Below are 12,073 nucleotides of genomic sequence, written 5' to 3'. Positions count from 1 at the left end.
GTAAACAGCTGCTGAAAATAGCCGGGGTAGAGCATAGCGGTTGATCCCTGTATCTGCCCCGGCTTAATTTATTGAAAGGCACGTGATGGGCACACGTATCGCAATTAACGGGTTGGGTCGAATCGGCCGCAACTTCATTCGAGCCAGCGTAGAGCGCGGTCTCGATTTTGATTTTGTGGCAATCAACGACCTCACCGACACGGCAACACTCGCACACCTGCTGCGCAGAGACACAGTGGGCGGCAAGTTTGACGCAACCGTAACCAACGACGACAACAGCATCACCGTAAACGGCGACCGCATCGCGGTTTACAGTGAAAAAGACCCCGCTAACCTGCCGTGGGATGAGCTCTGTGTTGACATTGTGATTGAGTCAACCGGTGAGTTCACCGAGGTTTCCGCTGCAGCGGCGCACCTTGCAGCTGGCGCAAAAAAGGTGATTATCTCCGCTCCCGCAAAGGGCGAGGCACCAATGTTTGTGATGGGTGTAAACAACCATAAATATAATCCGGAGACGGATCACATTATCTCCGGCGCATCATGCACAACCAACTGCCTGGCCCCGCTCGCGAAGGTGTTTAACGACGCCTTCGGCATCGAGGAGGGCTTTATGATGACGGCTCACGCCTACACCGCAGACCAGCGGCTGCAGGACGCGCCACACTCTGACCTGCGTCGTGCGCGGGCGGCAGCAGAAAACATTGTGCCAACCTCAACAGGTGCGGCACGCGCAATCGGCAAGGTTATTCCAGAGCTTGACGGTAAACTCGACGGTTCCTCATACCGGGTGCCGGTGCCGGTTGGGTCAATTGTTGACCTCAACATTGTCACAAAAACCCCGAATCTGACGGTTGAAAAGATCAACGACGCCTACCGCGCCGCTGCCGAATCCGGTCCGCTCGCGGGCATCCTGCAGTACTCGGAGGAGCCACTGGTTTCCAGCGATATTGTGCAGGATCCACACCCGTCGATCTTCGACTCGGCACTGACAGCCGTCCAGGACACGCTCGTCCGGGTTTCCGCGTGGTATGACAACGAGTGGGGCTACACCTGCCAGCTGGTGAAGCTGACCGAGTTCGTCGCCGGAAAACTCTAGCGACCGCGTCACACACAGACACAGCACAGCGTCAGATGCAATTCTGGCGCTGTGCTTTTTTGGCTGGTTTCTCCGCCTATTTTGGGGTTTCAGTCGATAGAATTGATTCGCATTCTTTGTTTTAGAAAGGGCTTTGTATGCGCACACTCGAATCACTCGGCGAGCTAGCCGGCAAAACCGTGATAGTCCGCAGCGACCTCAACGTGCCGCTGAAAGACGGCGTAATCACCGATGATGGGCGGATCCGCGCCGCAGCGGTGACCGTTTCAGAACTCCGCGACAAGGGGGCGCGGGTTGTTGTTTGCAGCCACCTCGGCCGCCCCGGCGGTGAGGTGAAGCCAGAGTTTTCACTGCGCCCGGTCGCTGAGCGCTTCGGCGAGATTATCGGCAGCCCGGTCGCTTTTGTTTCCGAGAGCGTTGGCGAGGCGGCGGATCAGGCGATCCAGGCGCTAAACAACGGTGAGGTGCTGCTGCTTGAGAACCTGCGCTTCAACCCGCAGGAAACATCGAAGGACGAGACTGAGCGGCAGGCGTTTGCCGCTGAGCTCAGCAAACACACCGACTTTGTTGTGCTCGACGGATTCGGTGTTGTACACCGCAGTCAGGCGAGCGTTACCGAGCTCGCAAAGGCACGCCCGAGTGTCGCCGGTAGGCTTGTCGCCGCCGAGGTTGATGTGCTGGAGAAACTAACCGTTGACGCCGAAAAGCCTTACGTTGTTGTGCTTGGTGGCTCAAAGGTTTCAGACAAGCTCGGAGTTATCGATCACCTGCTGGAGCGGGTTGACAAGCTCGTTATCGGCGGCGGTATGCTGTTCACATTCCTTGCCGCGCAGGGTCACAGTGTTGCGAGTAGCCTGCTCGAGAGTGACCAGATCCCGAACTGTCAGAAGTATCTGGAGCGGGCAAAAGAGCTCGGTGTTGAACTGCTGTTGCCGGTTGATGTGGTTGTCGCTGAGAAGTTCGCGCCGGATGCAGCGCACGAGACCGTTGCCGCCGATAAAATCGCCGAGTCACGCTTCGGTGAGGCAGGTATCGGCCTCGACATCGGCCCTGAGAGCGCAAAGAAGTTTGCCGAGACCATCAGCGGTGCGAAAACTGTTTTCTGGAACGGCCCGATGGGTGTTTTCGAGATGCCAGCCTTCGCTCACGGCACCCGCGAGGTTGCTGAGGCACTAACCCGGGTTTCCGGTCTGTCCGTTGTTGGCGGTGGCGACTCGGCCGCTGCTGTCCGCCAGCTTGGGTTTAAAGACGACCAGTTCGGTCACATCTCAACGGGCGGCGGCGCAAGCCTGGAGTTCCTTGAGGGTAAAACCCTCCCGGGTCTGGAGGTGCTGCGCTAATGACCACTGTACGGAAACCGCTGATCGCGGGCAACTGGAAAATGAACTTCGACCACCTGCAGGCGCTAGCCTTTGTGCAGAAGATCGGGTGGAGCCTCAACGACATTAAACACGATCTTGAGAACGTTGAGATTGTTATCTTCCCACCGTTTACCGACCTCAGGTCGGTGCAGACTCTCGTGGACGCCGATAAACTGCGCATCGGCTACGGCGCCCAGGATGTTTCTCAGCACGGGCCGGGCGCCTACACCGGTGAGATCGCCGCCGAGTTCCTGCAGAAGCTCGGGGCGCAGTATGTTATCACCGGCCACTCCGAGCGGCGCAGCTACCACGGTGAGAGTGACGAGCTGATCGGCAAAAAGTCAGCTGCCGCCCTCCGCCAGGGAATCACCCCGGTTATCTGTGTGGGGGAGACGGCTGAGGATCTTGAGGCTCACGGCGCTGCCGCAGTGCCGCTGCAGCAGGTCACCGCTGTGCTCGCGGAACTGCCGGAGAACCCCGAGGTGGTTATCGCCTACGAACCGGTTTGGGCGATTGGATCCGGGAAGGCAGCGACCGCAGCACAGGCTCAGGAGGTGTGTGGCGCGATCCGCCAAAAAATCACCGAGCTGCGGGGAGAGGCGTTTGGTGAAAAAACCCGCATCCTCTACGGCGGCAGCGTCAAGAGTGAGAACATTGCGGAGTTTATGAAACAGCCGGATATTGATGGCGCGCTGATTGGCGGTGCCAGCCTGAAGGTTGAAGAGTTCACCAAGATTGCGCAGTTCCAGAAGCACATCACAGTGTAAATCTCGGTAATTTTCGGCAATAGCGGCTATACTTGTTTGGGTATATGCGTTAAACGCTAACTATTTTGAAAGGCAATCGTGCAGATCGTACAGATCATACTCACCGTGCTGCTGGTGCTGACCAGCCTGCTGCTCACCCTGTTTATCCTTTTGCACAAGGGACGCGGTGGCGGTCTCTCTGACATGTTTGGCGGCGGAATCACCTCTAACCTCGGCAGCTCCGGTGTTGCCGAGCGAAACCTCAACCGCATCACGGTTGTTGTCTCAATCGTGTGGTTCCTGTCAATCGTTGGGCTTGGTTTGATCGCCCGCTTTGCACTCATTTAAGAGGGGACTGTAATGGCAAGTAACCACGCTATTCGTGGCGCCCGGGTTGGTTCCGGCCCGATGGGTGAGCTTGATCACGGTGCCCGCGCGGATCGCATTGCGGTGTCGTACTGGGATGCTGAGGGCAACGAAACCGTCCGCTATTTTGCGGCGGATGTTGACCCGTCAGAGATTCCAGAGCAGATCGACTCACCGCACTCCGGTCTGCCAGCGGGCAGGGATCGCGACAATCCACCGGTGCAGACCAAGAACGAGCCATATAAAACCCACCTCGCCTACGTTAAGGAGCGTCGCACTCCCGAGGAGGCAGAGGAACTGCTGGAGGCGGCGCTGCAGAAGATGCGTCACCGCCGCGGCAAAACCGACTAGCTCTCAGGCACTAAAACCCCAGCGCGTAAAAACCGCTGGGGTTTTGCCGTGCTAGGCTGTGCCCGTGGGCGGGAGAGCCGCCGCGTCTGCGAAAACAACCGTCCGCTCTCTGCCAGAGACCCTGGCGACCGGCAGCGGCTCACTCGGCAAATCGCACTCGCTCAGATTCCCCTCGCTCAAATAGCCGGCAGAGCGCAGCAGCTCCGCATGGCTTTTCTCCAGCGGATCCCGCTTGCTCTCGCCGCTAAACAGCAACCAAACATCGGCGGCGCTCCGCAGCGCGGGCAGGCTGAGGGTGATTCGCTCCGCCGGTGGCTTGGGGGAGTTAAGCACCGGATACGCCGCAGGCTGGTCGGGGGTTTTATGGTCGGGGAAGATTGAGGCAATGTGACCGTCTGGCCCAACACCCAACAACACCAGGTCAACACCGTCACCCGCTATCACGTTAGAGACGGTTGCCGCGTACTGTTCGGCGGCAGCGGCGATCGTCAGCCCGCTGTCACTCGCGGGAACCGGCAGCACCAGCTCGGGTTTCAGTAGCAGTTTCTTGAGCAGTGCCTGCTCAGCCTGCAGGCTGTTGCGATCCGCATGGGACTTGGGAACCCAGCGCTCATCACCCCAGAGCAGCCTGACACGGTGCCAGTCGAGAGTCAGCAGGCGAGGGTGATCCGCTAACGAAGAAAGCAGTGAAATACCCATTGTGCCGCCTGTTAAAACAACCGTGACAGTCTGTTTTACAGCGAGTTTGTTGGCGAGCAATTGAAACAGCTCAGCAGCGAGTTTCTCAGAAAGTTGCTCAGCGCTGCTTGCGGTTTGCAGGGTTAGCGTCACGGCCTTACGACTCCTCAGACTCGGCGATTAACAGTGGCAGTCCCTTGGTGATCACGGCGGCGAACAGCTGGTCGTGACGGAGCATCCGCAGATCCTCAATCAGGCACTCGGAGAGTGGTCGGCGCGGCAGCGGCACCTCCAGCACCGGGTGATCCGGCTGGGTTATGCTCGCGAACGGGCCGTGGCTTCTCGCGATAACCGCGGCGGTGCCGTTGTCGAACTCGAGGGTGACGCTGTGCAGACCCCAGGCGACGCTGGTGTCGAACGGCATCTCCACGGTTTTCACCCTGACACCGAGCTGCAACCGCAGCCAGGCGGCGAGCAGCAGTGTGCTGGGGGAGTCGGGGGTGCCGCTAACCGTGACGGCCCGCACCGTGCTGTGGCTGAGGTTGTCGAGTAGCGCCGCAAGCTGTGCGCGCCAGAGCGTGATCCTCGCCCACGCCAGATCTGTGTCACCCTCACGGTAGGTTTCGGAGAGCAGCATCAGGTGGTGTCTGCCCCTGCCGGGGTGAGCGCTGGAGTCGGTTATCTGCCGCAGCGCTGTCCGGCGAATGTTCGAGTCGGCATCCGGCCATACATCAAACCACCAGTGCACAAGCGGTGTGTCAGACAGCAGCAGGCTCGAAACCAGGTTGGGGATGTTCGAAGCCGCCTCACCGCGCGGCCGCAGAATAATAATCTCGCTCGCACCGGCGTCCTCACCGATTCGCAGTTCGGCATCCAGCCCGTCAGCGCTGCGTGACGGCCCACGCGACACAACATCGTTCATTCCGCGGTTTTCAATCACCGCGATAATCCGCATCGGGTGCTCCTTCGACGCCTCAAGCGATGCCTTCAGCGCCGTCTCCAGACCCTGCTCGGTTGCGCGGATCACGAGGGTTAAGACCCTGCCGAGGGTTACTGCGCCACCTGCCGCGCGGATCAGCACGAGCCGTTTCGCGATCTGGTTTACTGTCACCTCACGCAGCTGTTCGATCATGGTCGTCTCCAAACTCTGTCGTCGCGCCGCAGAATGTGCGCGGCCGATGGTGGACCCCAGGTGCCCGGAGCGTATTCTTCGGGTCTGCCGAGATCCGCCCAGACCGCCTCAATTGGGTCGAGGATCTGCCACGACAGCTCAACCTCTTTCTGGCCAGGGAACAGCGGTGGATCACCAAGCAGCACGTCAAGAATCAGTCGCTCATAGGCCTCCGGGCTGTCCTCGGTGAAGGCGTGACTGTAGCCGAAATCCATTGTCACATCGCGCACCTGGTGGCCGATGCCCGGAACCTTCGAGGTGAACTTGGTTGTTACACCCTCGTCCGGCTGCACCCTAATCACGATTGTGTTCTGTTGCAGCTGCTGACCGGTAAACAGGTTATTCTCCGGGGTTTTGAACACCACGGCAATCTCGGTAACCCGCTTTGCGAGCCGTTTACCGCTGCGCAGATAGAAGGGGACACCCCGCCACCTGTCGTTGTCGATACCGAGCGTTATCGCCGCGTAGGTTTCGGTTGTTGAGTCGGGGTTCATCCCCTCCTCTTCTAAGAACCCGAGTTTTTGTTTACCGCCCTGCCAGCCGGGACCGTACTGGCCGCGAGCGGTTGTTGCCACCAGATCGTCCGGCAGCACGGTTGCCGCGAGCACAGCTTCTTTGGCGGATCGCAAATCTGCCGCGGTGAGGGTTTTCGGGCGATCCATTGCGGTTAGGGCAAACAGCTGCAGCAGGTGGTTTTGAATAATATCGCGTGCCGCGCCGATCCCGTCATAGTAGCCGGCCCTGCCGCCGACGCCGATGTCCTCCGCCATTGTGATCTGCACATGATCAACGTAGCGGTTGTTCCAGATCGGCTCATAAAGCACGTTGGCGAAGCGCAGCGTTAGTAGGTTCTGCACCGTCTCTTTGCCGAGATAGTGGTCGATACGGAAGATCTCGTGCGGTTCAAACACCGCGTTAACCGCGCTGCTTAAGCGCTTCGAGCTTTCCAGGTCGTGACCGAACGGTTTTTCAATAACCACGCGGCGCCAACCGCGGGTTTTGGTCGCTAGTTTCGCATCGCGCAGCTGTGAGCAAACCTCCGAGAACGCGGCCGGCGGAACCGACAGGTAGAAGGCAACGTTACCCTCTGTGCCGCGGGATCGCTCTAGTCCCTTTAAGATTTCGCCGAGATTCTGGTAGGCGGCGGCGTTGTCGAAGGATCCGCTAACAAACCTCAAACCCTGACTGAACTGCTCCCAGACATCGGGGTTGAATCCGGTGCGTGACCGGTTTAGCACGGCGGTACGAACAACCTCGGTGAAGTCACTGTCGCTCCAGTCGCGGCGGCCGAAACCGATCAGGCTGAAACCGGGCGGTAAAAGACCGCGGTTTGCCAGGTCGTAGATCGCGGGCAGCAGTTTCTTTTGTGCAAGATCACCGGTCACACCGAAAAGCACCAGCGCGCTCGGACCCGCGGGGCGGGGGAGTCGAACATCGTCGGGGCTGCGGAGTGGATTGTGCGGCGCGTTCAAATCAGACTCTTTCTTAAGGCTGGTTGACTATTTGTTAAGCGGCTCAGCTAGGCCCGCGGTGAGGATTTTCACGGCTGGCGCGTTAAGGCTCAGCACGGCAAGATCACGCCGTTTCAGCGCCTCCCGATCACCGCCCGCCTGCGCCGCGATCAGGTCGTTGAAGGTGTCTGGCCCGGAGCCGATCGCGACGGTGTTTACGGGCGCAATCAAAACCTGCAGGAAAGCGCCAAGCGGCTGGCCTCCCTTGTGGAACTGCCCGGTGGAATGCAAAAAGCGCGGTCCAAAACCGGCAATAACCGGAATCTTAAACCGCGCCTCCAGGCCGCTGCGATACGCCTCAACCGCCGAAACAGCCTCCGCACTGCGATCGCCATAAACCTGCACACAGAGATAACCGTTTGCCGGGAGAGAGGCCGCAAACTCGTCAACCGCCGCCTGCGTAAAGTCCGCCGCCTGATCCGGCATTGCGATCTCACCGGCGAGGATCCGCCTGGCAGCAACCTTCGTTGATTCAACATCCGGCTGGTCAAAGGGGTCAAGCGCCAGCTGGTAGCCGAGCACCGCGGTCGCAAACTCCCAGAGCACCAGCTGCTTACCGAGCGAGCCGGAGACAGTCAGCTGGTGGGAGCCGAGCTGCTCGTCTGCGGCGTCGAGCGCGAACGCGACCTCAACCGTGTTGTCAAAGGGTCTATCACTAAACTCGCCGCTGTGGGTTGTGTACGGCAGCACACCCTTACCGTCTTTACCGGTTGATTCGGCGAGCAGTTGCTCAACCCAGTCGGCGAAAGCGATCTCGGTTGCGGATCCGGCACGCAGCGCAATCAGGTAGCGCTTCGGCAGGTTCGCTGCGAGTGACGCAGCCAACTGCAATGCCGGGTTTTCGAGGCTGTCGACGGTCACCGCCGCAAGCGCCGCGGTCGCGTCTGCGATGAGCTCGCCCGCGTCTGCGCCAGCGAGCACCGCCGGCACCAGCCCGAACGCGGTCAAGACCGAGTAGCGGCCGCCAACCTCCGGATCCGCGTAAAAAACCCGGCTGTTTTGCTGCTCACCGTATTTCGCGAGCTCGGATCCCGGATCGGTGATAAAGATTAGCCGCTCACCAGCGTTAATGCCGTGATCGGTAAAAACCCTCTCAAAACTGCGCATGTGGCTGAGTGTTTCAACCGTTGAACCGGATTTGGAGGCGACGATGACGGCGGTGTTTTGCGGATCCGCGTTAAACAGCGGTGCCAGCTGGTCGGGGTGTGTTGAGTCGCAGAGCAGTAGCTGCGCTCCCGGGTGTGCTTTGTCGAGCGCAACGTCTAAAAGTTCCGGGCCGAGCGAGGATCCGCCCATGCCGCAGAGCACAAAGCGGTTGATGCCGGCGGCTGCGAGTTCTTTCCGGAGCGCCTGTGCCTCGCTAATAACCGCCTGCGCCCGCTCGGGGGCGTTAAGCCAGCCGAGGCGGATCACGGCCTCAGCGGCCGCTTCTTCACCCCACAGTGTGTTCTCAAAGGCGCTGATTCTTGATGCGATCCGTGCCTCTACAAGCTCCTCAACAATTGTTTGGGCCTCACCAAACCCTGCACCGTAAGAAACCCTGAGCGTCATTCCGTCCTCGCTAGTTCCGACTCCACAGTCTGCAACAGCTGCAGCCACGCCGTATCAAACTTTTCCAGACCCTCGTCAAGCAACTGCGCAACCGTCTCACCGTAGTCGATGCCGGAACGCGCAATCTCATCGAGCACGTGTTTGCTGGTGACCGTGTTCTCACCGAGTTTAACGCTGAGCGGCTGCTCGGTTTCCGCGAAGAACTCAAGGGTTGCCGGCGGCAGCGTGTTAACGGTGTCGCGCCCGATCAGCTCCGTAATATAGAGGTCCTGCGGGTAGGCGTCGTTCTTCACACCGGTTGATGCCCACAGCAGTCGCTGCCGGTTCGCGCCGAGCGCCAGCAACGTCTTGGCCCTGGCCGACTCGAAGGTTTGCTGCCAGACAGTGTAGGCGATGTTTGCGTTCGCGATAGCACCCTTGCCGCGCAGCTCGCTGTCGGCGGGGAGCAGCGGATCCACCAGCGTGTCGAACCGGGAAACAAAGAATGAGGCAACCGAGTGGATCCCGGCAAGGTCGAGGCCTCTGGCACGCGCCTGTTCTAGCCCGGTCAGGTAGGCGTTTAACACCCGGCGATACTGGGTGATGCCGAAGATCAGGGTGACGTTAACACTGATTCCACGGCCGAGCAGATCAGCGGTTGCGACAATGCCCGCCTCGGTTGCGGGGACCTTAATCATCAGGTTAGGTTTGTTGATACTGTTCCACAGCTCGGTGGCCTGCTGGACGGTGGCCTCGCGGTCGTTGGCGTGTTTCGGATCCACCTCAATGGAGACTCTGCCGTCCTGGCCACCGGATTTGCGGTAGACGGGCTCCAGCAGGTCGCAGGCTTGGGCAACGTCCTCACTCGCGAGCCGGAACACGGTCTCAGAAGCGTTTAAGCCCTCGCCTCGGGCAGCTAGCACGCCCTCCCGGTAGGCACTGTCGGAGGTGATTGCGGTCGCGAAAATCGCTGGGTTGGTAGTTACACCAACAACGTCGAGTTCGGTGATACGGCGATCTAGCTCGCCGCTGTTGAGGGCTGTGCGAGACAGGTCATCAAGCCACACGCTAACGCCCAGTTCAGAGAGCTGCTGTGTTGCCCGGGTCATTGCGCCTGGATGCTCTCTTTTGCGGCACTAACAACGGCATCTGCGGTGATTCCAAACTTCTCAAACAGGGTTTTGTGGTCCGCGGAGGCGCCAAAGTGTTCAATGGAGACACAGCGACCGGTATCACCGACATAGCGGTGCCAGCCGAGCGACACCGCCGCCTCAACGGAGACGCGAGCCTTCACCTCCGGCAACAGCACGCTGTTCCGGTAGTCTTCGCTCTGCTCGTTGAACCACTCCAGGCACGGGGCTGAAATAACCCGCGCGCCAATTCCCTCGGCGGCGAGCTGCTCACGAGCTAAAACAGCGAGCTCCACCTCGGAACCGGTTGCGATCAGCTGCACATCAACGCTGTCGGTGGGGGAGTCGATGAGCACATAAGCACCCTTTCGGACACCGTCCGCGTCAGCAAAACCGTCAACGCCGCGCGGGAAAACAGGCACGTTCTGCCTGGTTAGCGCAAGCCCGGTCGGCCCTGCCTGACGGCTCAGCACCTCGTGCCAGGCAATCGCGGTCTCGTTCGCGTCCGCTGGGCGCACAACCGCGAGGTTCGGGATCGCACGCAGCGTCGCCAGCTGCTCAATCGGCTGGTGGGTTGGGCCGTCCTCACCGAGCGCAATCGAATCGTGTGTCCACACGAAAATACTCGGGATGTTCATCAGTGCCGCAAGCCTAACCGCGGGCCGCATGTAATCGCTAAAGATCAGGAAGGTGCCGCCGTAGCTGCGGGTTTTGCCGTGCAGCTGAATGCCGTTGAGAATGCTTCCCATAGCGTGTTCGCGGATCCCGAAGTGCAAAACTCGGCCGTACTCGTTGCCTTTCCAGGTCGCGGTGCTGTGCTGTTCGGGCACAAAACTGACGGCGTTCGCGATGGTTGTGTTGTTTGAACCGGCGAGGTCGGCGGATCCGCCCCACAGCTCTGGCAGCACCTCACCGAGGGCGCCAAGCACCTTGCCGCTAGCCGCGCGGGTTGCAACCGAGCTACCCGCCTCAAAGCTTGGCAGGGCGGTCAGTGTCTCCTCGGGCAGTTCGCCCGATTCCAGTCGGTTAAACAGTGCCAGCTGCTCAGGGTTATGTGCAGCCCAGGCATCAAAGCGCTGCTGCCACTTATCGCGCAGCTCGCGAGCCCGCTCGGCTGCCTGCTTGCGAGTGTGGTTAATCACCTCGTCAGCAACCGCAAAACACTCCTCGGTGTCAAACCCGAGCACCTCTTTGAGGCCGGCAAGCTCTGCCGCGCCTAGAGCTGAGCCGTGGATCCCGCCAGTGTTCTGCTTGTTCGGGCATGGCCAGCCGATAATGGTGCGCAAAATAATCAGCGTCGGCTGTGTGCGGTTCTGCTGTGCCTGACCGATTGCGTCATAGAGCGCCCGCAAATCCTCGTTGTAGCCGTCGGCGTTTCGCCAGTTGACCTCCAGCACCTCCCAGCCGTAGGAGCGGTAGCGCTCCGCAACATTCTCGGAGAAGGCGATATCAACGTCGTCCTCAATCGAGATCTGGTTGGCGTCGTAGATCGCGATCAGGTTGCCGAGCTGCTGGTGGCCGGCGAGTGATGCCGCCTCAGCGGTTACACCCTCCTGAATATCGCCGTCACCGGCGAGCACATAGGTGAAGTGGTCGAAGGGACTGTCGCCGTCTGCTGCAGCCGGATCGAACAGTCCACGCTCGTAGCGCTGCGCGTACGCGAAACCAACCGCGGAAGCAAGCCCCTGGCCGAGCGGGCCGGTTGTAATCTCAACGCCGTCAGTGTGACCGTACTCCGGGTGACCAGGGGTTTTTGCACCCCAGGTGCGAAGCGCTTGCAGGTCACTGAGCTCCAGCCCAGCACCGCTGAGGTAGAGCTGCACATACTGGGTTAGTGACGAGTGACCGATTGACAGAATAAAACGATCCCTGCCGAGCCAGTTGGTGTCGCTCGGGTCAAACCGCAGCACTTTTTGATAGAGCAGATAAGCAACCGGGGCGAGACTGATTGCGGTGCCGGGGTGACCGTTGCCGACCTTTTCTACCGCATCAGCAGCAAGGATTCTTGCCGTGTTAACCGCTTTTTCGTCGAGTTTTGTCCACTCGAAAGGTTGCATACTGTTCCTGCCTCGCATCAGCTAAATCAAACTACCCTTACAAGCCTAAAGCATCGACTTGTTTTTTAGAAATAAA

At 59.8% G+C, this 12,073-nt stretch carries 11 protein-coding genes; 5 read left to right on the top strand and 6 right to left on the bottom strand.

Features of this window, described 5'->3' with window-relative positions; all coding sequences use genetic code 11:
* The first annotated feature begins 85 nt into the window (after positions 1–85).
* From gap to EII30_RS03780, 5 genes are all read left to right on the top strand, one after another.
* Positions 86–1,096: a type I glyceraldehyde-3-phosphate dehydrogenase gene (gap, locus tag EII30_RS03800; protein WP_124886007.1), complete on the top strand. Its 1,011-nt coding sequence runs from the start codon at positions 86–88 to the stop codon at positions 1,094–1,096.
* 137 nt (positions 1,097–1,233) lie between these two features.
* Positions 1,234–2,436 (top strand): phosphoglycerate kinase, encoded by a 1,203-nt coding sequence (gene pgk, locus EII30_RS03795; protein WP_124886006.1) that lies wholly within the window; start codon positions 1,234–1,236, stop codon positions 2,434–2,436.
* The gene (tpiA, locus tag EII30_RS03790) at positions 2,436–3,224 is read left to right on the top strand and encodes a triose-phosphate isomerase (protein WP_124886005.1); all 789 of its coding nucleotides are present in this window, start codon (positions 2,436–2,438) and stop codon (positions 3,222–3,224) included. Before pgk ends, tpiA begins: the two co-directional genes overlap by 1 nt.
* Before the next feature lie 78 nt (positions 3,225–3,302).
* Positions 3,303–3,551, top strand: a complete 249-nt coding sequence (gene secG, locus EII30_RS03785) for a preprotein translocase subunit SecG (protein ID WP_124886004.1) — start codon at positions 3,303–3,305, stop codon at positions 3,549–3,551.
* A 12-nt stretch (positions 3,552–3,563) separates the two neighbouring features.
* Positions 3,564–3,920 carry an RNA polymerase-binding protein RbpA gene (locus EII30_RS03780; RefSeq protein WP_124886003.1) on the top strand — a complete coding sequence of 119 codons (357 nt, stop codon included), beginning with the start codon at positions 3,564–3,566 and terminating at the stop codon, positions 3,918–3,920.
* Between the two features lie 51 nt (positions 3,921–3,971).
* On the opposite strand, the gene pgl is transcribed toward EII30_RS03780, so the two are convergent.
* From pgl to tkt, 6 genes are read right to left on the bottom strand one after another with little or no spacing between them, the layout of a single operon-like run.
* Positions 3,972–4,751, bottom strand: a complete 780-nt coding sequence (pgl, locus tag EII30_RS03775; protein WP_158608648.1) for a 6-phosphogluconolactonase — start codon at positions 4,749–4,751, stop codon at positions 3,972–3,974.
* Between the two features lie 4 nt (positions 4,752–4,755).
* The gene (locus EII30_RS03770; RefSeq protein ID WP_124886001.1) at positions 4,756–5,730 is read right to left on the bottom strand and encodes a glucose-6-phosphate dehydrogenase assembly protein OpcA; all 975 of its coding nucleotides are present in this window, start codon (positions 5,728–5,730) and stop codon (positions 4,756–4,758) included.
* Entirely contained in the window at positions 5,727–7,241 is a 1,515-nt protein-coding gene (gene zwf, locus EII30_RS03765) for a glucose-6-phosphate dehydrogenase (protein WP_124886000.1), read from the bottom strand. The genes EII30_RS03770 and zwf overlap by 4 nt, the downstream gene beginning before the upstream one ends.
* Before the next feature lie 27 nt (positions 7,242–7,268).
* Positions 7,269–8,831, bottom strand: a complete 1,563-nt coding sequence (locus EII30_RS03760; protein ID WP_124885999.1) for a glucose-6-phosphate isomerase — start codon at positions 8,829–8,831, stop codon at positions 7,269–7,271.
* Positions 8,828–9,919, bottom strand: a complete 1,092-nt coding sequence (tal, locus tag EII30_RS03755) for a transaldolase (protein ID WP_124885998.1) — start codon at positions 9,917–9,919, stop codon at positions 8,828–8,830. Before tal ends, EII30_RS03760 begins: the two co-directional genes overlap by 4 nt.
* Positions 9,916–11,997 carry a transketolase gene (gene tkt / locus EII30_RS03750; RefSeq protein ID WP_124885997.1) on the bottom strand — a complete coding sequence of 694 codons (2,082 nt, stop codon included), beginning with the start codon at positions 11,995–11,997 and terminating at the stop codon, positions 9,916–9,918. The genes tal and tkt overlap by 4 nt, the downstream gene beginning before the upstream one ends.
* Positions 11,998–12,073 lie beyond the last annotated feature (76 nt).

It is taken from the genome of Leucobacter sp. OH1287, assembly GCF_003859945.1.
In the GTDB taxonomy this organism is placed as follows: domain Bacteria; phylum Actinomycetota; class Actinomycetes; order Actinomycetales; family Microbacteriaceae; genus Canibacter.
The sequence above is the reverse complement of the archived record's forward strand: the minus strand, read 5'-3'. Positions and strand labels throughout refer to the sequence as shown.